Source organism: Saprospiraceae bacterium, from assembly GCA_016713025.1.
In the GTDB taxonomy this organism is placed as follows: domain Bacteria; phylum Bacteroidota; class Bacteroidia; order Chitinophagales; family Saprospiraceae; genus OLB9.
This window is the reverse complement of record JADJPZ010000004.1, coordinates 3726637-3747493: the sequence shown is the minus strand read 5'-3', so window position 1 is coordinate 3747493 and position 20857 is coordinate 3726637. Positions and strand designations below refer to the sequence as shown.

Sequence of the window (20857 nt, the reverse complement as noted above, 5' to 3'; positions counted from 1 at the left end):
TCAGATCATTCGGTTGTTCGAATCGTTCAGATTATTCAAATCATTCAGATTATTCGAATCGTTCAAATCATTCGAATCGTTCAAATCGTTCATTTTATCAAACCTGAATCTTTTGCTGCCCAAAGGTATCTGCACGCATAAGATCTGTAAGGACGCCATGATGCTGCAATCTCTGTCAAATCAGCTATCAATTGTTTTCCGGTGGACTGCACACCGTACAAAGAGATCATGTGATTTCTGATGATGAGGTCATCAAGCGGAAGTACATCTTCTCTGTACATCGAAAACATCAGGATCATCTCCACCGTCCATTTTCCCACACCTTTTATTTTGCTCAGTTCGCTGATGATTTCCTCATCTGTATGATTTTCCCAATTGTAATCAAAGAGCTCATTATCTATAAAATGACGTGTGATATTCTGAATGTAACCTGCTTTCTGAAAAGACAAGCCATAAGACCGTAGGTCCTCGATACTTTTGTTCAATATTTGAGTATGCACGGGTACGGAGTCAGTCAATGATGCAACAAACCTCCCATAAATGGTTGCAGCTGCAGAAGTGGATAGCTGTTGTGAAACTACAGATCGTATCAGGTCGTCATATACGCTCATAGGACTTTTGTGAAGCTCAATCTCACAATGATCGATGAGTACTGCCAATTGTTTATCTTGTTTGAGGTGACTGATGATGTCGGGTCTGATATCCATAGAGACAATCTTGTTTGATAAAAAAAATTCTTCATTTCATAACACAATCGGATGTTATGTTGTTACAAAAGAACTGATTTTATTTTTCAACATCATATCTCTTTAAAATTTATGATTGATCCAATAATTTATGTTTAGAAACGTAGTCCTGAGGGTACTGTTATCACCTTTTGCATTGATTTATGGCATTATTATCTCATTGATCAATTTTTCTTATGATATAGGATTGCTGAAATCTTCCAGGTTTAGTATTCCGGTGATAGGTGTGGGCAATCTCAGCATCGGTGGAGCCGGAAAAACACCGCATATCGAATATCTGATCGACTTGCTAAAAGACTATATCAATGTGGCTACGCTGAGCAGAGGATATAAAAGAGAGACTTCCGGATTTCGATTGGTACAATATCATGATACAGCCCTGACAGTAGGTGATGAACCATTGCAGTATCGGCGAAAATACAGGGATATCGTAGTAGCAGTGTCGGAAAGCCGGGCTTACGCCATTCCGCAGATTATCCAAAACTATCCGGAAACACAAACCATATTGCTGGATGATGCTTTTCAGCACCGAAGTGTACAACCAGGGCTGAATATCATGCTTACTGCATATGATATGCTATTTACTGATGACTATTTGCTTCCTGCGGGAAGGCTCAGAGAGTGGAGATCGGGATATAAGCGGGCCGATATAATCATTGTGAGTAAATGTCCTCCGGATCTGGATGAAAATACCAAAAATGCCATAAAACATAAAATCAATCCAACAAAAGGCCAGCACGTTTACTTTTCATGTTACCAATACGATCATCCGTATAATTTTTTTAATCGGGAACAAAAAATACTTCTTGATGAGTCATTGAGTATAATTCTGTTAAGTGCTATAGCCAATACTGAATATCTTCTTAAATATCTGGAACAACATGTACAATCCATCAATGAAATTGAATATGAAGATCATCATATCTTTGATCGTCATGATATTGAAAAAATATCAAAAGTATTCTCAAATCTGGAGAGTAACAGGAAACTGATTTTGACAACTGAAAAAGATGCTATGAGGCTTGACCTGCATAGGGATTTACTCGAAAAAATGAATATCCCGATATATGTCCTACCGATAAAAGTAAAATTTCTAGCAGAGGAAGGTTTTGCTTTTGAAAAGGATATTAAAGAATTCCTTCTGAATTTTATGGTGTGAAGATCACTTGAGCTTATAATCTTCCCGCACAGGATTAAAAACATCCAAAATAACACAATCTGTGACAGCTCTTCCCGAATGTGGGACACCAGAAGGAATGACTGCAACTTGTCCGGGTGTCAACAATTGAGATTGCCCATCTATGTTCATCTCAAATTCGCCTGAAAGGACATTGGATACCTGCTCATGGACATGATAGTGTTCAGGAAGCACGCTTCCAGCTTTAATGTTGAAATACCCGATCGTCATATTTTCAGTATGGATCAATCTGGCAGTAAAACCAGGAATCAACTCTTGCTGTTTGATATTTTCTAGTGTCAGAAACCCCATATTGCTGTATTTTTTTTACGTCATGTCATAGAGTATATTCTCTCCTGATACAACACCTCCAGGTCGTCATCTACTACTTCTTTCTGACGGTCAGCCAGCTCAAGAAAATGTATATAGGCGACGTCCAGTGCATCTTTCGTGAGGTTGTGGCCCAATTCCTTAAACCGGTAAGCTAATGCAGCACGACCGGATCTGGCGGTAAGTATGATTGATGACTGATCCACTCCCACATCTGCGGGATTCATGATTTCATAGGTGTCCCTTTGCTTGATGACACCATCCTGATGTATCCCTGAAGAATGGGCAAAAGCATTTGCTCCAACAATGGCTTTATTGGCTTGTACCGGCATACCCATGGTCTCTGATACAAGCAGACTCATAGATTTCAGCATAGGTGTTTTGATATCGGTGTGATATGTACCGCCAAATCTTTGTTTGATGATCATGACCACTTCTTCCAGAGAAGTATTGCCGGCTCTTTCGCCGATACCGTTGATGGTGCACTCTACCTGCCTTGCACCGTTTTCTACTCCGGCTATGGAGTTGGCCGTGGCCATACCGAGATCATTGTGGCAGTGTGTGCTTAGTATGGCCTTATGGATTCCTTTTACATTGGCTTTGAGGTATGCAATCTTATCTCCATACTCATGGGGAAGGCAGTATCCCGTTGTGTCAGGTATATTGAGTACTGTAGCACCTGCCTCGATGACTGCTTCACAAACTCTGGCAAGGTATTCCGGGTCGGTACGTCCGGCGTCTTCCGCATAAAACTCTACGTCCTCCACAAACGTTTTAGCATATTTTACTGCAGCAGCAGCTCTTTCCAAAATGTCTTGTCTGGTGGTGTTAAGTTTGAAAAGTATATGATTATCAGATGTACCTATACCCGTGTGAATACGTGGTCTTTTTGCTCCTTTGACTGCCTGGCCTGCCACTTCAATGTCTTTCATCACCGCTCTTGAGAGTCCACAGACTGTGGCATTCTTTACTATAGCGGCCACTTCACTTACGGCTTCAAAATCTCCGGGACTTGAAATGGGAAATCCAGCTTCTATGATATCTACACCGAAATAATCAAGTTGCTCTGCTATTGCAAGTTTTTGTTCTTTTCTCAGTTTGCATCCGGGTACCTGCTCACCGTCTCTTAATGAGGTATCAAATACATAAATTTTTTCGGAAGACATATTCTTTGATTTTTGGATTTATCTTTTAGTTCATTTTCTTTTGCATCAGGACCTTTCTTTTGCATTCGGAAAAAACAGAAACAGCAAAAGTAAATTTCTGTTAGTAAAAAAACCGATCTTTTAAGGCAAAGAATTACACACTTAAATATTTAATAAAAAATCACAATATATTGATATACAATTAAATATACTTTAATCGGTTACAATTTGAAAGATGATAAAAGTGAAGTCGGCAACCATTAATGATAAAAAAAAACGTCTGCTCTTTTGGGGGAGCAGACGCATCAAAACAAAACGAAAAACCAACTTTTCTTAACCAATCTAAACTTATACTTCTTTAAGGAATATGGGTAGATTTAATCCTAAGCATACTCTAAAACGATTTTTTAAGCTGTACGGGCAATATGATTTCTTTACCATTTCTGTTGACTCTGATATTGATCCTATCACCAACCTTATTATACTTCATCGTTTTTTCTATATCATCATAATTATTTATAGGAGTGCTATTAATCTCTACAATCACATCTCCGGGTAGTAAACCACCCATCTGTGCAGCACTTCTTTTTTCAACTTCTTCTACATAAAACCCTTTCTTTCCTTTCAATTCAAGGCCATATTCCTTTACGATTTCATCGTTGATATCGTAGCCACCTACACCAAGATTTGTTCTTTCGATATTGCCACCTTTATCTGTAATGTCTTTGATTACTTTTTTTACAATTTTTGAAGGAATTGCAAAAGAATATCCTGCAAAGACGCCTGTAGGGGTAGCGATAGCGGTATTAATACCTATCAGTTCACCTTGCAGATTGACCAAAGCACCACCACTATTACCAGGGTTGATGGCGGCATCGGTCTGGATAAACTCCTCTATGGCTTTTTCATTTCTTATGATATCCAGTGACCTTCCTTTGGCACTTACTATGCCGGCGGTCACCGTGGATGTAAGGTATCCAAATGGATTACCCACAGCCAGTACCCACTCACCCACCTGTACTTTTTCAGAGTCGCCTACTTTGATAGGAAGCAGATTGCCTGTGTTTTCTATTTTTATGACGGCAAGGTCGGTTGATTCATCAGTACCTATCTTTTTTGCTGCGTATTTTTTGCCATTGGCATCAGTCACTGTGATTTTATCAGCAAAACCGACTACGTGATTATTGGTGACTATATGACCATCTGATGTATATATTACACCCGACCCGCTACCATTTTTGGGGTAAAAATTGTTGCCTCCAAAAAAATCATCAAATCCAAAAAGATCAAAAAACGGGTCGCGTCTTTGGTTTTTTCTTTTTGCATTTACCTGTTCATCACTTTCTTCTGCGAAGATATGTACAACAGACCCGGTTGATTTTTTTGCGCTCTCGACAAAATCACTCCCGGTATATGGAACCGGTGACATATTAAAATTAGTAAAAGTAGCTTTTTGTATATCTGATGTGTCAGATTCGGTTTCTGAAAACTTCAGACCGGCCAAGACGATCAGACCACCGGCTATGCCCGCCATCAGCAACTGAAAAAATGTCTTCATTGGTTCTAAAATTTGAGTGTATAAACGATTTATTAGGTAGAAGGATTATTCTATCTATACTTTTTAACACAACCTTAACTCAAAAATTAATTTACTCTGTTTTCAGCAAGAGTCACTTTTAAAATAACCTGTAATAGAAATGATTATTTTTAATTTTTTTTAAAATCTGATGATTTTAATTGCTTATTGGGAAAAATTACAGGTTTTCTAACTCTAAATTATATATTTGCGTGACTTTTTAAAATTTTGACGTCTGCAATAGACATATAAAACTGTAAAAATTATTAACAGGCTTTTATTTTGATATTTAATCTCTTAAACCCCATTCTGACCACTCCATCGTTCAAGACCATGAGCGATGAAGAGGCTGTTGAACAATATCTTTTGTCTCAGAATGTAAATTACTTCAACCTGCTGTATGACAGATATACAGATAAAGTATATGCCAAATGTATATCCATGTTGAGGGACCAGGAACTTGCAGAAGATGCTACTCAGGAAATATTTGTAAAAATCTTACTGAGTTTATCTAAATTTAGTGGAAAATCAAAATTTTCTACATGGTTGTACTCCATAACATACAACTATTGTATTGATCAAATTCGAAGAGAGAAGAAAGAAAATACTGTTACTGTCAATGATTTTAGCCGAATAGATCAGGTAGATGATGATATGTATGATTCAGAAATAAAGGAGACGAATGTATTCAGGTTGAAAGAAGTAATGGAAAAGTTGAATGCGGAAGATAAAAGTATCTTAATGATGAAATATCAGGATGATTTGTCTATCAGGGATATATGTAGCATACTGGATAAGACGGAGTCGGCTGTCAAAATGAAGATACTCAGGGCAAAAGAGAAATTTTTAAAGATTTATCACGAAGAATTTAAAGAATTAGCTTCTTAGAGTATGTTTAAACTTTTATCAAAGTTATACCAAGATGAAAAAAAACAGTTTTAAAGAGCTGGAAACCTTATATATCCAAGGCCGAAGTACAGGTGCACAGGAAACTCGACAGAAAATAGAGTCCAACATACATTTATTTGGATTTATTGCCAATATTCTCGATCTATATTTGCCCAAAGCAGGCAATGTAATACAGTCATTAGGGAGTTTCAATACAGTGAAAAATATTTCGGACTTAACAAATAACTCTGATAAAAATTCTAAAAAATGAAATTATTAGCAAAGGTTAATCTCATGTTTGGTGCTGATATTCAAAAAGCATTGTTGGATATGCTTTTGAGTATGGTGTCTGCCATCCCCAGGTTTATTACAGCGGCGATAATTCTGATTATTGGGTTTATTATTGCCAAAATGGTTATGAAAATTGTCTCCAAGGCAATAGAAAAATCAGGAATCAACAAATTCGGGGGAGCAATTAAATAATATAGATATTCTGGCAAAAAACAATATCAACATCAAGATTAGTACGGTTTTGGGCAAAATTTTATATTATTGTATTCTTCTTATATTTATTATGACTGCTGTGGGCGCATTAGATATGCCTGTACTGGCGGATTTAATTCAGAACTTTATCATCTTTGTTCCAAATCTCATCGCTGCATTTATCATACTCCTTGGCGGACTTCTTCTTGCTGACACTCTCAAAAATATAGTACACGCAACTTGTAAGTCATTAGGTATGCCTTCTGCCAATATTATCGCATCGTTTGTTTTTTATTTTATTTTTGTCAATGTCATTATAGTAGCTTTGTCACAGGCGAAGATCAATACAGAATTTTTTGCACAAAATATCTCCATTATCATAGCGGGAGGCGTACTTGCTTTTTCCATTGGTTATGGCTTTGCTTCAAAAGATCTTGTTGCTAGTTTTTTGGCTTCATATTATACCAAAGACAAATTGAATGTAGGAGACAAAGTGACATTAAATGGTGTGACAGGCACCATTTCCAATGTGGATAAATCTTCCGTAACTATTCGATCAGACAATAAATCCGTCATCATCCCATTGAATAAAATCCTTCAGCATAATATTGAAATTCATTTATAAACAAACAGAACAATTTTATTTAATCAATTAAAAACAGACAGTATGAAACAGGTAATAACACTTTTATTTTTGACAATGACATTTTTTGTCAGTCAGGCTCAAACTCTGGAGGAACTCAAAAAACAAAAAGCAGACCTCGAAGCCAAAGCGGCACCCATCCAGGCACAAGCTGATGCAATCAAGGCAGAAATCTCGGGGTTAAATGGTAAAATTTCATCCTTTCCAGGTTGGTACAAAGGAGCATTCGGAACATTGGGCGCCAATTTCCTGGGACGAAATCAATGGTTTGCCGCAGGAGATCTTAAAGACTCAAGAGCAACTACCCTCATGGGCAGCTTCAATGCATTTGCCAATCAGATAGAGTCAAAATATTTCTGGAGAAATGCAGGGAGCCTCAATCTCGGATGGCAAAAATTGAAAAAAGGAACAGAAACTTCTGCCAACGAACCAAAATTTGAGCCGATTGCAGATGTTTTTAATGTAACTTCTTTATTTGGATACAATATTACAAGTAAGCTGGCTGCATCTGCTCTTGGAGAATATAGAACGTCTATCATTAGAAAATTTAATGATCCGGGATATCTTGACCTTGGAGTCGGGGTGACCTATACTCCAATGAAAAACATGGTGTTCGTTTTTCACCCGCTTAACTACAACTTTGTATTTGCAAAAGATGATACAAAATTTTCTCCATCTTTGGGTTGTAAAATTGTGGGAGATTATAATACAGAAATCTCAAAAGGAATCAACTGGAGGACAAATCTTGCCGGATTTTTAAGCTATAAAAATGCAAGTCCTTCTCTTCATAATGGGACTTGGACCAACTGGTTGGGCTTTAACCTGTTTAATGGTATCGGAGTAGGTGTGGAGTTTGCACTGAGATATTCAGAGCAGGAAGTAGCAAAGACTCAGAATTACTACACAGTGGGTCTGAGCTATAAATTATAATTCCACTTTTTTGGATAGTGGACGACTTTAAAAAGGGTTTGGTAAGTCATTGCTTACCAAACCCTTTTTTCATTATTTTAAACAGGTGCTGCCATCTCCATCAACATAGCACAGATGATCGCCCCGTAAGTCCCGATGACGTATCCAAATATTGCCAGTAATACACCAACACTTGCCAGAGACGGGTGAAATTCATTGGCAACTATCGGGGCAGATGCCGCTCCACCTATATTGGCCTGACTGCCTACAGCTAAGAAAAAGAATGGCGCTTTAATAATCTTACCTACTACAACCAACAAAGTGACATGAATACTCATCCATATCAAACCCACTACTATGAGGCCGGGATTGCTGAGCACCGATGACAAATCCATACGCATGCCTATAGAAGCCACCAGAATGTAAATCAAAACACTTCCCAATTTGCTGGCACCCATTCCTTCATAATTTTTGATAGGCGTATATGAAAACATGATTCCTAAGGCAGTAGCAACTGTAATCATCCAGAAAAAACCATCGCTAAAGGTACTGAGCATACTTGATTTGTCTCCTACCGATGGAAAAACAGAGACCAATGCATCAGGAATAACTACACTTGCCCAGTGTGATAAACCCACAGCTCCAAATACTACACCCAAGATGATCATATAATCTTTCAGTGTAGGCATCCTGCTGATTGATGCACTAAAAGAAGACACCTTTTCTTTTAGTTTTTCGATGGCCGTATTGTCAGCATTAAAAAATCGGTCAATGGTTTCTTTTTTTCCTATTCCATAAAGTAAGATGGCCATCCAGATATTGGCCACAACGATATCAACTAACACCATTGCCCCGTATTTCTCCTGATTATAGTGGTATATCTCCAGCATGGCTGTCTGATTGGCTCCTCCACCAATCCAACTACCTGCAAGGGTAGACAAGCCTCTCCAGACTGCATCAAAACCGGCACCACCTACTGTCTCAGGTGAAAAAACAGAAACTATCAGGACAGCTATAGGTCCTCCCAGGATAACTCCCACCGTTCCTGTGAGAAACATGATCAATGCCTTATTTCCCAAGCCAAATAGTGCCTTCATATCTATACTTAAGGTCATCAGGATAAGTGCTGCGGGCAATAATAGTCTACTGGCTACTTTGTATATAGATAATTTTGCAGTAACGGGCTTCATATTTTCATCCATAACAAAATTGCCGGTACTGTCCATTACATTCCATTCCGGTGAGATGATATTCAGTGAACTAAGGATAGATGGCAGTAAATAACACATCAATAATGATGGGAAAATGGTATAAAATTTTTTCCAGAATGTATTGCTACTTGATGAAGTATAAAATACAAACCCTAGTATCAGCATCAATATGCCAAATACAACAAAATCTTCGGTAAAAACAGGAGGATGTTTCATTAATGAATAAAATTAATATTTGCAATCTGCAAAACTAAAAAATAAACTGAGATCATGTTTATATTTTGCAATTTGAAGCCAAAGGAAAAATTTTAAAAATACTTTAAACATACTCTTGTTTCATTGTCGTTTAGATAAGGAATTTTTCTTTGTTTTTACCCTATCTAAATCTTTCCCTTGCAAGGATTATATGTTTTGGGACTATGATTACAAAGATTATAGGGTACACCCCTATTATTTTAAGAAGTACTATAAAAAACAACCTTAACCCGAATTCACGTTAATTAATTTACAATATATTGTGATATAAGTTTTTTGCAGAATATTTTCTTTTCACTATAATAACGTTGTTATCTGAAATCTATATCTTTGACCACATTTTTAATAAACATCAAATGAAAACGATTTTAGTAGTGATAACATTGACCCTTCATGTGGCATCATTTGCACAGACAGCAGCACCAAAAGAAAATGTACTTACCAAAGAATTCAATACCCCTTTTGGTACCGTACCTTTTGACAAGATTACACCGGATGATTTTATGCCTGCTATGACCCAAGCTATGAAAGATGGAAGAGCAGAAGTTCAGAAAATAACTGAAAATAAAGCAAAGCCATCTTTTAACAATACTGTTGTCGCTCTGGAGCAATCCGGAAAGGGTATTACCAGAATATCCAAAGTGCTTTTTAACCTGAATTCAGCTGAGACAAATCCAGCTATACAAAAAAATGTGAGAGATATATCTCCGCTTCTGACGGAATACAGCAATGATATTTCTCTCAACGAAAAACTTTTTGCCAGAATCAAGTCAGTGTACAACAAAAAAGATAAACTCAAACTGGACAAGGAGAGTTATATGCTTCTGGATAAAACGTATAAAAGATTTTCAAGAAACGGAGCCAATCTTATTCCTGAAAAAAAGGATCAGTTGAGAGCCATCAACAAAGAATTATCTGACTTGTCTATAAAATTTTCTGAAAATGTATTGAATGAAACCAATGACTATTCAAAACACATCACAGACGAAAGTCAATTGTCTGGGCTTCCGGTATTTGTAAAAGAATCAGCTGCATCAGCTGCAAAAAAGGCTGGTAAAGTAGGTTGGTTGTTTTCATTGCAGGCACCAAGCTATGGCCCATTTATGCAGTATGCTGATAACAGAGACTTGAGAGAAGAATTATTTAAAGCATTCAACAGTCGATGTGCCAAAGGAAACAAAAATGATAATAATGCCATTATTGAAAAAGTGGTAAAATTACGATATGACAAGGCTCAATTATTAGGCTATGACACCTGGGCTGATTATATCCTCGAAGAACGTATGGCCAATAGCACGACTATCGTAATGGATTTTTGGAAGATGTAAGAAAATACGCTGAGCCTGCTGCCGATCGGGAATTGAAGGAGTTAATTTCATTTGCTAAGTCACAAGGATTTACAGATGATAGGTTGCAAAGATGGGACTTTGCATATTATGCCGAAAAACTTAAAAAAGAAAAGTTTAATATCAATGATGAGATACTCAAACCATATTTTAAGCTTGAGAATGTACTGAATGGGATGTTTGATGTGGCCAATCGTCTTTTTGGTCTTACTTTCAGACAGAACAAAGAAATCAAAACCTGGCACCAAGATGTAGTAGCTTATGAGGTGTATGATGCAACAGGAAAACTTATGGCTATCTGGTACGGAGATTACTTCCCAAGACCGGGAAAAAGAGCAGGAGCCTGGAATAATACTTTGAGGAGCCAATGGGTAGAAAACGGTAAAGAATACAGACCACATGTAGTCAATGTTTGTAATTTTTCCAAGCCTACTGATACAAAACCATCATTGCTTACTTTCGGTGAAGTGGAAGTATTGTATCACGAGTTTGGACACGCACTGCACGATATGCTGGCGCAAGGTAAATATGCAAGTGTTAGCGGCACAAGTGTGGCTTGGGATTTTGTAGAGTTACCCAGCCAATTGATGGAAAATTTTGTATCAGAAAAGGAAGTGCTTAAATTATTTGCAAAACACTATGAAACAGGTGAAGTCATACCAGATGATCTGATCAATAAAATCAGAGAAAGTGCCAATTTTATGGCAGCAACAGCCACAATAAGACAGTTGGGTCTGGGGCTCATAGATATGTCCTGGCATTCTACCGTTCCCTCCGGTAAGACAGTAGCTGAAGTTGAAAAACAAGCTGATATCACTCATAAATTATATCCTGAAACATCCGGATATTCAGTGAGTACTGCATTTTCACATATTTTTGCAGGAGGATATTCTGCAGGTTATTATAGCTACAAGTGGTCAGAAGTCCTGGACGCGGATGCATTTGACCTCTTTAAGGAAAAGGGAATTTTTAACAAAGATGTCGCCGCATCTTTCAGGAATAATATCTTGTCAAAAGGTGGAAGTGAAAAACCACTGGAATTGTACAAAAAATTTCGTGGAAGAGAACCAAAACCTGAAGCGATGCTTAAGAGATCAGGATTGCTGATTACGCCTTAAATAGCTTCCTTTCATTTTAGTTTTTTCGAACAAATAGTCTCTACAATTAATTCTACTTTGTTAAATTATACGGACTTTCTGATTGATAGGAAACTGTTGGGTTAACCCAACAGTTGTGACCCTAGTTTACCTATACTTTTAACTTTAAGTATATTAAAAAATATCAGGTTTCAGGTTGATTAAATTTTGATGAAAGTGACAAAGTTGAATTAAAAAGGGGAAATTCTGTTTTCATTACAGAATTTCCCCTTTGTGTTTTATGCAATTAAGAAATAAGATCTTAATATCTGTAATATTCAGGTTTGTATGGTCCTTGTACAGTGACACCTATATACTCAGCCTGATCAGCACTCAACTCTTCAAGTTCAACACCGATCTTTGCGAGGTGCAATCTTGCCACCTTCTCATCAAGATGTTTTGGCAGGGTATACACTTTGTTTTCATATTTGTCGGTATTGGTCCAAAGTTCAAGCTGTGCCAATACCTGATTAGTAAAACTGTTGGACATTACAAATGAAGGGTGACCTGTAGCACAACCTAAATTCACCAAACGACCTTCAGCCAACAGAATGATATCTTTGCCATCTATGTTGTAAAGATCTACTTGAGGCTTGATGACATCTTTGGTATGGCCATAATTTTTGTTCAACCAAGCCATATCGATTTCATTGTCAAAGTGACCTATATTACAAACTATGGTTTTGTCATTCATCTTTCTGAAGTGTTCTTCTCTGATGATGTTTTTGTTTCCCGTCGCAGTGACAACGATACTAGCTTCTATAAGGGCCGTATCCATTTTTTTGACAGCAAAACCATCCATAGCCGCCTGCAAAGCGCAGATAGGGTCAATCTCTGTTACTACCACTCTGCATCCGGCACCTCTCAGAGAAGCAGCAGACCCTTTTCCTACATCACCATATCCCGCTACAACAGCAACCTTACCTGCCATCATCACATCAGTAGCGCGTCTGATTGAGTCCACTAAAGACTCTTTACACCCGTACTTATTGTCAAATTTTGACTTGGTTACTGAGTCATTGATATTGATAGCAGGAAGTTTTAATGTGCCTTTTTTCTCTCTTTCGTAAAGCCTGTGTACTCCTGTAGTGGTCTCTTCTGAAAGACCTCTGATACCATCTACGAGTTCAGGATATCTGTCAAAAACCATATTGGTAAGATCACCTCCATCATCTAGGATCATATTGAGTGGTTGGCCATCTTCAAATGCAAATAAGGTCTGCTCGATACACCAGTCAAACTCCTCTTCATTCATACCTTTCCAGGCAAAAACAGGAATTCCGGCAGCAGCAATCGCAGCAGCAGCATGATCCTGAGTGGAAAAAATATTGCAAGAAGACCAGGTCACTTCAGCGCCCAACTCTTTTAATGTTTCTATCAATACAGCTGTCTGAATTGTCATGTGAAGACAACCAGCAACCCTCGCACCCTGTAGAGGTTTGGATTGACCAAATTCTTCTCTCAGAGACATAAGACCTGGCATCTCAGCCTCTGCAAGGGTAATCTCTTTTCTTCCCCACTCAGCAAGGCTGATATCTTTGACTTTGTAAGCCAATGTTTTTTCTGTATGTACCATAAATATATTTAGATTATTTTTGAAAAACGAATGCAAAAATATGATTTTGGGATATTATCGCCGACATATATTCTTTATATTAACGTTTTATATACTAATTTATCAGAATAGGATGATTCAACTTTCTTTTATGGATTGGCAAAAAGTTGTTTGGAGTGACGAATAAATGATTTCTTATTTCAATAATTTCATCCGCAATTACTTTTTTTAGCTAAATTGATACGAGGTAGAAATCAGAGGATCATACCTTTACCACCTTGAAATGTCCCGATATTTCATCTTTTCTGAGATGGTATCCTTCCTTCAATTCAAGCTTCCATCCTTCGCCCTCAATGTTGTTATTTTCTATTTTTAGAGGAAGTGTTACGGAAACTTTTTCCCAATTCGGACCAATTAGAGCACCTTTTTTTACCGACAATATGCCCCAGTTGTCAGTAATTCTAAGATCAGGATAATAAGTTCCAAGGTTTTCTACAGGCATAATATTTCCAGGATCAAAAGAAATATTCATTTGTTCAAAATAGATATCTACATGGGGTTGGACTGTGAATTTATTCTTATACTCGGCTACAAGCTTCAAAGTGTTTTCCTCCCGTAAATTTTCTTCTGTACTTATTTGCTTTCCATTATAAAAATCTTTCTTAGTATTGATATATGACTTTAAATCTTCCGGAAGTGATATTTGAAAAGATTGTATAAAATAGTCAACCAGATTTGTGGAGTATTTAATTTCCTGATTCCAGGATGGTTTTGTTTGTCGCAGCAGATATCCATACACAGGTATAGTATGGTAAGCAAATGAGCGCACAAAAGTGGGGTTATTAAAGAATGAATTCAGGTAATTATTAAAATGTTCAACAGTTTGGATTTTGTTTCTGTCACTGATGACCAATCCTGTGTATTCGGCAATTCCCTCATTCAATTCGAGGATGTTTTCAGTATCGGCAGATCCGGGGTAGATAGAATTTCTGTATTTTCTGAATGCAAATGCATCGATTAGGAATTTTTTGAGTTCAGTTTTGTTTTTTGCATTAATACATTTTTTTAATGCTTCCATCTCGAGACGCAAATAAATTCTTCCTTCTTTTTGATCAAGGTGATTATTATCCGCATTTGAAAGTGTAAAGCCCAATGCAGGTTGGCTCGCATGAAATAATTCATGAGCCAGCAGAGATACCCTCTCAATTTTAGAATCAGAAACAGGTAACATGATCATGGTCCACCTACGTCCATTCCAGTTAAAAGCTGTATTTGCTATATTAATTTCATATGGCAACACACCTGAGTATATCTTTCCATTTTTTTTGAGAATGCCCAGTGAATCAGAATAGTTGGAGTGTACTATTCTTGTCTTGGGATCTACAAGTATAAGTGGTCCATACAGATCCTTATTCCACAATGATTTATACTTCTTCGTTGATGCTTTGATTTCATTAAAATAGCCATCAAATGTATCATTATTTTGTGCTGTCAAAGTTGAATTAATGGCAATAACCAAGCCTATGAGCACCATGAATCGGATTCTCATTTCTAAAGTTTTAAATAGATTTATAATAGTATTTTAGAGCGTTTGGAGCATGCTTAACATTTCACCATTTTGCCTGAATGTGCTTCACATATGCTCATGCATAAAAGTTAAAAGACACTCCTACTTCCTCGCCTTCAAAGTCACACTGACTGACTTTTCTTTTCCTTCTCTGATATATCTGACTTTTACGGCCTCATTGGGATTGTATGGTTTTAATGCATCTATAAGTCCATTGGATGTAAATATATACTTGTCATTGATTTTAAGTAGTACATCACCTCTTCTGAGTCCGGCGGCACCGGCTGCTGACCCCTCGGTCATATCGGTAATCACAACGCCATCATCGGTATCATCTATCATGACGCCCAGAGATGCCTTATTGTTATTAGGATTTTCATCATTGAAGTTATAGTTTCTGTGTCTTCCTTCAGGTCCGAATCCTGCTCCGTCTCTTTCTATCCATTCGATTTCCTTGCGCATTTTATCTTTACCACCTCTGCGTACGATGATCATTTTATTATCTTCTTTACTGCCACCATCGTCATCGTTTTCAACATCAACCGTGATTTCCATTTTTTCACCATCCATATTTTTATTGATATTGATTTTGCCCATCTCTTTTTTCATTTCTTCCGGCATTTCTCCCGTCCCGTCCCATTCTATCACTTTTTCTCCTTCGCCATCCTTTTTGATGATTTTATACTTTTCGATGGTTTTGCCATCCTTGTTGTCGGAAGTGATTTCTATTGTCTTACCTCCATCCTTATCATTTGACACGATTTTGGATTTTGAAGCTGATTTAGTTATTATTTTAATGTTCTTGTCACCGTTTTTATCTTTCTCGACATTGATCGTTTCTATATCGTCAGGTGACATCGATTTCATCAAATCTTCAGCAGCCTCGCCTTCCGCTTCCTGTCTGGTTTCGGTCACCTTGCCATTTTCATTGGACTTTTTGATGATGACTACTTTTTTATAGTCTGATTTGTTTTGTTGTGCTGATGCAAAATTTGGTAAAATCGCCACCGCTAACATACACAGGATAACATAAAATTTAGATTTCATTATTTGGATTTTTAATTAAAGTATTAACTGATATTTTTAAAAATTTGTTTTTTAATTCTCAATAATGTGTCCCTTACAAAAAATACAAAATGTTCTAATAACTATACTTCATTGATAATCAATTGTTTCCCTTTAGTTATACCGTTGATTTTATAATATTTGGCGGTGTTTTTTATTACCAAGTTCAAACAAATTTATATGTTTGCACTTGGTAATGGTTTTGATCTCGTGCGCAACTCTTCAATTGAGTTTTGAGACTCTTCCATTGCCTTTTTTATTTTATTTTCTGCTCTTCGAGAAACTGGTGCGTTTTGCATCTTTTCTAGCTCTGCCTTATAATCTGCGGTTTCTTTTTCCAACTTCTCTATTTGCTGATCTGCGTCTACTGGTTTGTTTTTTTGTGTTTTAGGTTTTGATGAATCGTATGCCTCTTTGTTTGTAAGCATACCATAGATCACTCTTGTTAACTTGTTCATTATTACACCTAAAGCATCGTTATAGGTCTTACCTTTCGCTCTTTGATTTGAATATACCTCTTTAAAATAAGGGTCATACATAATCGCATTTTTAGCTACCATGTCTATTGTACCCCTATATGAACTACTTCCTTTTTGCTCATTTTAGGTTTCTTTGATATATCACCACTTGTATGGTTTTCTGGGTGTACTCCAAAATAGCAACAAAGTGATGCGGCACTGTTAAATCGATTTATATCTTCTATTTCTATGCTTAATGACACTGCTGACTCGATGCCGCAACCAGGAATTGTGACTAAGAAATCCGCTAAGTCGTTGGCTCCGTGTTTAGCAAGTTCTGATTGAAGTTCTTTGATCTGGGTGGAGAATAAGTTAATAGTTTGGGCCAATGTTTTAATATTTAGCTCAGTAAGTATCGTATTACCCGACCCTGAATCTAGCTTCACCGCTTTTTGGATGGCCTTAGCCTTCTCCATGGTTAACCCTTTGATTTTAGCCAAAGAAGCTGTTTTCGCATTTAATATCTTTGCCTTTGATGGATACTTTTGAAGTAATTTATACATGTATTTTGGCATGCCATTTTTACTAAAAGTTAAAAGACCAGGAATACAACTATACACTACTTTCTCAAGTTGGTTGATATTTCTCGTCTTTTGTTTAATAAATCCTTGTATAGTTTTGTGCATCTGTTTCGCAGTATAAAAATGTAAGGATCTAGGCTTGGCTTTCTCTAGTTCTTCATAATTTTCAGATACATGCCTAGCTATAATTTCACTACTGATGGCGTCATTAATATTGCGATGCATATTCTTTTTTGACTCATGATGTGTCCGCAACGGATTAATCCTGAACATGATGATTCGCTTATCAAAACTTACCAATTGATTATACCAATTGTTTTCATACCCACCGGTACTTTCAATAGCCAAATAAATTTTATCAATAGACAAAAGTGCCTGTGATAAGACTTTTTGAGTTCATCAAGACCGGATTGATTATCAATAAAATTCATCCTGCGATTAGTAAATTCATTACCCTTCGAAATTAAACTGAAATCACAATAACCTTTACTTGCGTCCAGTCCTCCAAATCCAACTTTCATACATAAATTACTTTAAAATGTGTTAAAAAAAGTGTCAAGCCTTACATTCCCTTATGTTATACGATATCAATGTATCAAGTTATACCTCATGATTAAGCTTGGCGAAAGGGACACTAAAGGACGATATCTAAGTATCAAGGGGTGTTCCCCTTCAACCGCCAAGTTATAAATTATTTGTTTATCTTGAAACCATTAATTTTTAAAATGCAAACATATAAGGGTCAGGGTAAAAAACTATTGATTATCTTATCAGTACATATTTCTTGCTATTGGGTGTGTTAAAAAATGTAAGTAATACATTGGTACTGCAACTTTACTTCATTGATAATCAATTGATTCCCTTTAGGGTCAGGGTAAAAACGATGGATTATCCTCTCTGTATGCATTGTAGGCGATAGCGTAATTTAAAATATTAGGGTATTGATCTAATACACCCTAAACTTCCTTTTTGATTCCTTACCCAGAAAATTAAACTGAAGTTTTGAATTTTTCTCCAATGTAGATCCGGAGGCTTCTTCAAAAATCCTTTTGTATTTCTGATATATGTTGTTGGGCTGCTTTTCGCCATTGATCTTCAGATGTTTTCCTGAAAGTTCCACTTTGTTTTCCTGACCCGGAATGAGTAATCCGTCTTTGTTCAAAGCATTACCAAGGGCATCAGAAAAGTTATTTGTCCTTGCTTCCGGATTGATTCTTTCCAAAATGTCTTCATTTTCATCACCGAATGGATGGATTTTAAAACCATTGAAGTCTTCAAAATTGAATTCCGGAAACTTAAATTCTCTTAGCCCAAATCCCATGCTGTCCAGGTCTTTAAAATTGAATCTGAAGTTTTCCATCTGTTTTTGCATATTTTTCATTTGTTCTTCAGTGATGCCATATGATTTTTGCATGTCTTCAAAATGTTTCTTATCAAACATTTTTCCTCTGAAATCCTCCATAAGGATTTTGTATTCCTTAAGCTGTTGTTTGATATTTTCATCCAACATATCATTGTTAAAATCAAAAGACCTGAACTTGCCGGGAAAATCCTTCAATGTTTTATAATCGTACCAAAAGGAATCAGGATTCTGACCAAATCTCAATACCATAGGACCGTCGTGATCTCCATCAAAGAAAAACATTCTTTTTGAGCCATCACCCGATCTTCCCGGCTTTGCTTCAGCGATGATATCTTCATATTTGTCATAATCCTTTTCATCGATTTTTTTTCCATCTACTTCAAGTTCTGTGATTTTACCATCTTCAATGGCTATTTTATAGTCCTTGTCATTCGTCCTTTTTTGAATTCGTACCGATTCCTTTTTGTTTGGGATGGAATCTATAGTATTCGGTGAAACAAAGATATTTTGATTTGCCAAAGTGTTGTCTTTCTGGTTTTTGTCTGACGTGCCGCTAAGATTTTTAGTGGCCACCATCATGATCAAAATAAGTAATACTGATGTGAAAATCTTCTCTTTGAGATAATTGCGTGTTTGTGTCATGTTTAATATACGTTTTATACGGTTAGAAAAAAAACTTTCTTTTTTGCTGTAGTACATGGCTAATGCCGGTTGAGAATGGTTTTGTGACATCTCCTGAATTTTCAGAAGTGTTTTGGCGTACAATAGCTTGTCTCCCAGATATTGGGTAGCCATATCGTCACAGCAACTTTCTCTTTCTAATTTGATATTGGCAGATATCCACCATATGGCCGGGTGATAAAACAGAATTACTTCTATCAGATTTTGCACCACATTGACATACAAATCCTTCCTTACAAAATGTGCCAATTCATGTGCTAAAATGGCCTCAGTTTCCCGAATATCCAATTGGTTGATAAGGCTCACAGGAAACAATATGATGGGTTTTACGAAACCGAGGATAAGTGGACTTGTCACATATTTGCTGGCACCTATTTTTATATTTCCATGAATGTTGTAATGCTGGCTTACCTTTTTGAATGCTTTAAAGGTATCCTGACAATAGACATGTATAAATGATGAAGATAAAAACTCTGAATACAAAGCTGCCAAAATAAATCTGATGCTGAAAAGTATTACTCCGGATATCCAGAAGTAGAATATGAGGTGTTGATGTCTTTCAATCCATAAAAAAAGATCGTCAGAAAATCCATTGGCCGCCAGTGACCCGTTTTCGCTCCATTGGATAGTTTGCATGAACGTATTTGTGTGATCTGATGCTGATAGATTAAGATAATATAAAAAAGTACCAACACCCGTAAAAAAGGCCACCAAAAGACTAACCAAGGCAATAAAGTATCTTTTTTCAGGTCCGCCGGTTTCATATCTCTTCAACAAAAAGGACATCAATAATGCTATCAGTGCAAACTGCCACACAGAGTGCAACAGCGTCCAAACCAATGCATTGATGATTTCGGGTTGTGGTAATAACATATCAGATATCATATCAGGTATTGTTTTCTATTTGATCTATCAGAGATTTCAGTTCTTTCAATTCTTCGGGAGATGACTTGGAATTGCCCAATGCCTGCATCACCAGATTCATAGCAGAACCCTGAAATGTCACATTGATAAAAGCTTCCATAAGATTATTTTTTGTTTCGTTTTCTTTAACAGCCGCCATATAGATGTGGACTTTGGTGGTAGTATCTCTGATGACCAATCCTTTCTCATTCATGATTTGCATGAATTTGAGTGTAGTTGTATAACCCACATCTCTGCGAAGATTGAGCAGATCATTGATATCTCTGACAGTTGAAGCCCCTTTTCTCCATAGGATCTGGAGGATTTCAAGTTCGGATTCTGTTGGTCTCAATTTAGACATATTAAAGTTTACATTTAAAAACGAAACAAAGATATACGAAGCTATTCGTATTGTCAACACCTTGTACGAAAGAATTCGTATATTTAAGAAAAATTTAACAGATGCCATGCATTTAGCAAGCTTGATACAATAATTTGTGAAAGGAAATTATCCAGATATCCTAATTTCCTGATTAATGGAGAGAATTTTAAAAAATAAATTCATGACAAAATGACTCATGAATATTAAAATAAAAAAAAAGTAAAAAAAAAGTAAAAAAATTTTAATATTAAATAAATGTGTAATATATTTGCCCCTACAAACCTAAGCAATCTGCGCTTTACGTGCATTTTGAGATAATAGAACAACGAATAAATTAGCATTTTGCTTATTTATTAATGCATTTAATTATTTCAAAATGAGCGATTTACACTTTAATTCACTTGCTATTATAATGTTTTTACTTTTCATAATATTGAAAAGTATACTCTCTTCATTT

19 protein-coding genes and 1 pseudogene are annotated in these 20857 nt (G+C 36.6%); 7 read left to right on the top strand and 13 right to left on the bottom strand.

Features of this window, described 5'->3' with window-relative positions:
- Positions 1–89: 89 nt before the first annotated feature.
- Positions 90–707 (bottom strand): DNA-3-methyladenine glycosylase 2 family protein, encoded by a 618-nt coding sequence (locus IPK35_22235; GenBank protein MBK8055911.1) that lies wholly within the window; start codon positions 705–707, stop codon positions 90–92.
- A 130-nt stretch (positions 708–837) separates the two neighbouring features.
- Here IPK35_22235 and lpxK point away from each other — a divergent pair, with 130 nt between their 5' ends.
- Positions 838–1905 (top strand): tetraacyldisaccharide 4'-kinase, encoded by a 1068-nt coding sequence (gene lpxK / locus IPK35_22230; GenBank protein ID MBK8055910.1) that lies wholly within the window; start codon positions 838–840, stop codon positions 1903–1905.
- Between the two features lie 3 nt (positions 1906–1908).
- Here the strand turns inward: lpxK and IPK35_22225 are convergent, their stop codons facing one another.
- From IPK35_22225 to IPK35_22215, 3 genes are all read right to left on the bottom strand, one after another.
- On the bottom strand, positions 1909–2235 hold the full coding sequence (locus IPK35_22225) for a cupin domain-containing protein (GenBank protein ID MBK8055909.1): 327 nt from the start codon (positions 2233–2235) through the stop codon (positions 1909–1911).
- A 20-nt stretch (positions 2236–2255) separates the two neighbouring features.
- Positions 2256–3419 (bottom strand): 2-isopropylmalate synthase, encoded by a 1164-nt coding sequence (locus IPK35_22220; GenBank protein MBK8055908.1) that lies wholly within the window; start codon positions 3417–3419, stop codon positions 2256–2258.
- A 373-nt stretch (positions 3420–3792) separates the two neighbouring features.
- Positions 3793–4956 carry a trypsin-like peptidase domain-containing protein gene (locus tag IPK35_22215; GenBank protein ID MBK8055907.1) on the bottom strand — a complete coding sequence of 388 codons (1164 nt, stop codon included), beginning with the start codon at positions 4954–4956 and terminating at the stop codon, positions 3793–3795.
- Between the two features lie 351 nt (positions 4957–5307).
- On the opposite strand from IPK35_22215, the gene IPK35_22210 reads away from it, so the two are divergent.
- The 5 genes from IPK35_22210 to IPK35_22190 all read left to right on the top strand — a co-directional run bounded on the left by IPK35_22210 (position 5308) and on the right by IPK35_22190 (position 7918).
- Positions 5308–5862, top strand: a complete 555-nt coding sequence (locus IPK35_22210) for an RNA polymerase sigma factor (protein ID MBK8055906.1) — start codon at positions 5308–5310, stop codon at positions 5860–5862.
- A 34-nt stretch (positions 5863–5896) separates the two neighbouring features.
- Complete coding sequence (locus IPK35_22205; protein MBK8055905.1) at positions 5897–6133, top strand: hypothetical protein; 237 nt, start codon at positions 5897–5899, stop codon at positions 6131–6133.
- The gene (locus IPK35_22200; GenBank protein ID MBK8055904.1) at positions 6130–6345 is read left to right on the top strand and encodes a hypothetical protein; all 216 of its coding nucleotides are present in this window, start codon (positions 6130–6132) and stop codon (positions 6343–6345) included. Before IPK35_22205 ends, IPK35_22200 begins: the two co-directional genes overlap by 4 nt.
- A gap of 91 nt (positions 6346–6436) precedes the next feature.
- The gene (locus tag IPK35_22195; protein MBK8055903.1) at positions 6437–6970 is read left to right on the top strand and encodes a mechanosensitive ion channel; all 534 of its coding nucleotides are present in this window, start codon (positions 6437–6439) and stop codon (positions 6968–6970) included.
- Between the two features lie 42 nt (positions 6971–7012).
- The gene (locus IPK35_22190; protein ID MBK8055902.1) at positions 7013–7918 is read left to right on the top strand and encodes a DUF3078 domain-containing protein; all 906 of its coding nucleotides are present in this window, start codon (positions 7013–7015) and stop codon (positions 7916–7918) included.
- A gap of 77 nt (positions 7919–7995) precedes the next feature.
- Here the strand turns inward: IPK35_22190 and IPK35_22185 are convergent, their stop codons facing one another.
- Positions 7996–9324, bottom strand: a complete 1329-nt coding sequence (locus tag IPK35_22185) for a DUF819 family protein (protein ID MBK8055901.1) — start codon at positions 9322–9324, stop codon at positions 7996–7998.
- Positions 9325–9719: 395 nt separating this feature from the next.
- Here IPK35_22185 and IPK35_22180 point away from each other — a divergent pair.
- Positions 9720–11827, top strand: a pseudogene (locus IPK35_22180) (M3 family metallopeptidase).
- A gap of 280 nt (positions 11828–12107) precedes the next feature.
- Here IPK35_22180 and IPK35_22175 read toward each other — a convergent pair.
- The 8 genes from IPK35_22175 to IPK35_22140 all read right to left on the bottom strand — a co-directional run bounded on the left by IPK35_22175 (position 12108) and on the right by IPK35_22140 (position 20379).
- Positions 12108–13421: an adenosylhomocysteinase gene (locus IPK35_22175; protein MBK8055900.1), complete on the bottom strand. Its 1314-nt coding sequence runs from the start codon at positions 13419–13421 to the stop codon at positions 12108–12110.
- Positions 13422–13662: 241 nt separating this feature from the next.
- Complete coding sequence (locus tag IPK35_22170; GenBank protein MBK8055899.1) at positions 13663–14949, bottom strand: hypothetical protein; 1287 nt, start codon at positions 14947–14949, stop codon at positions 13663–13665.
- A 120-nt stretch (positions 14950–15069) separates the two neighbouring features.
- Entirely contained in the window at positions 15070–16014 is a 945-nt protein-coding gene (locus IPK35_22165; protein MBK8055898.1) for a PDZ domain-containing protein, read from the bottom strand.
- A gap of 194 nt (positions 16015–16208) precedes the next feature.
- Positions 16209–16571 (bottom strand): hypothetical protein, encoded by a 363-nt coding sequence (locus tag IPK35_22160; protein ID MBK8055897.1) that lies wholly within the window; start codon positions 16569–16571, stop codon positions 16209–16211.
- A 23-nt stretch (positions 16572–16594) separates the two neighbouring features.
- Complete coding sequence (locus IPK35_22155) at positions 16595–17419, bottom strand: transposase (GenBank protein ID MBK8055896.1); 825 nt, start codon at positions 17417–17419, stop codon at positions 16595–16597.
- The gene (locus IPK35_22150) at positions 17365–17592 is read right to left on the bottom strand and encodes a hypothetical protein (GenBank protein MBK8055895.1); all 228 of its coding nucleotides are present in this window, start codon (positions 17590–17592) and stop codon (positions 17365–17367) included. Before IPK35_22150 ends, IPK35_22155 begins: the two co-directional genes overlap by 55 nt.
- A 425-nt stretch (positions 17593–18017) precedes the next feature.
- Entirely contained in the window at positions 18018–20000 is a 1983-nt protein-coding gene (locus IPK35_22145; GenBank protein MBK8055894.1) for a M56 family metallopeptidase, read from the bottom strand.
- A 1-nt stretch (position 20001) separates the two neighbouring features.
- Positions 20002–20379: a BlaI/MecI/CopY family transcriptional regulator gene (locus IPK35_22140; GenBank protein MBK8055893.1), complete on the bottom strand. Its 378-nt coding sequence runs from the start codon at positions 20377–20379 to the stop codon at positions 20002–20004.
- Between the last annotated feature and the right edge of the window lie 478 nt (positions 20380–20857).

Excerpts from the sequence above, each read along its gene's own strand:
- IPK35_22195 (MBK8055903.1), top strand. The coding sequence starts at position 6,437 with ATGACTGCTGTGGGCGCATTAGATATGCCTGTACTGGCGGATTTAATT.
- IPK35_22210 (MBK8055906.1), top strand. The coding sequence starts at position 5,308 with ATGAGCGATGAAGAGGCTGTTGAACAATATCTTTTGTCTCAGAATGTA.
- IPK35_22215 (MBK8055907.1), bottom strand. The coding sequence starts at position 4,956 with ATGAAGACATTTTTTCAGTTGCTGATGGCGGGCATAGCCGGTGGTCTG.
- IPK35_22220 (MBK8055908.1), bottom strand. The coding sequence starts at position 3,419 with ATGTCTTCCGAAAAAATTTATGTATTTGATACCTCATTAAGAGACGGT.
- IPK35_22160 (MBK8055897.1), bottom strand. The coding sequence starts at position 16,571 with ATGTATGACCCTTATTTTAAAGAGGTATATTCAAATCAAAGAGCGAAA.
- IPK35_22150 (MBK8055895.1), bottom strand. The coding sequence starts at position 17,592 with ATGAAAGTTGGATTTGGAGGACTGGACGCAAGTAAAGGTTATTGTGAT.
- IPK35_22225 (MBK8055909.1), bottom strand. The coding sequence starts at position 2,235 with ATGGGGTTTCTGACACTAGAAAATATCAAACAGCAAGAGTTGATTCCT.
- IPK35_22205 (MBK8055905.1), top strand. The coding sequence starts at position 5,897 with ATGAAAAAAAACAGTTTTAAAGAGCTGGAAACCTTATATATCCAAGGC.
- IPK35_22190 (MBK8055902.1), top strand. The coding sequence starts at position 7,013 with ATGAAACAGGTAATAACACTTTTATTTTTGACAATGACATTTTTTGTC.
- IPK35_22200 (MBK8055904.1), top strand. The coding sequence starts at position 6,130 with ATGAAATTATTAGCAAAGGTTAATCTCATGTTTGGTGCTGATATTCAA.
- IPK35_22140 (MBK8055893.1), bottom strand. The coding sequence starts at position 20,379 with ATGTCTAAATTGAGACCAACAGAATCCGAACTTGAAATCCTCCAGATC.
- IPK35_22235 (MBK8055911.1), bottom strand. The coding sequence starts at position 707 with ATGGATATCAGACCCGACATCATCAGTCACCTCAAACAAGATAAACAA.
- IPK35_22170 (MBK8055899.1), bottom strand. The coding sequence starts at position 14,949 with ATGAGAATCCGATTCATGGTGCTCATAGGCTTGGTTATTGCCATTAAT.
- IPK35_22185 (MBK8055901.1), bottom strand. The coding sequence starts at position 9,324 with ATGAAACATCCTCCTGTTTTTACCGAAGATTTTGTTGTATTTGGCATA.
- IPK35_22175 (MBK8055900.1), bottom strand. The coding sequence starts at position 13,421 with ATGGTACATACAGAAAAAACATTGGCTTACAAAGTCAAAGATATCAGC.
- lpxK (MBK8055910.1), top strand. The coding sequence starts at position 838 with ATGTTTAGAAACGTAGTCCTGAGGGTACTGTTATCACCTTTTGCATTG.
- IPK35_22165 (MBK8055898.1), bottom strand. The coding sequence starts at position 16,014 with ATGAAATCTAAATTTTATGTTATCCTGTGTATGTTAGCGGTGGCGATT.
- IPK35_22145 (MBK8055894.1), bottom strand. The coding sequence starts at position 20,000 with ATGATATCTGATATGTTATTACCACAACCCGAAATCATCAATGCATTG.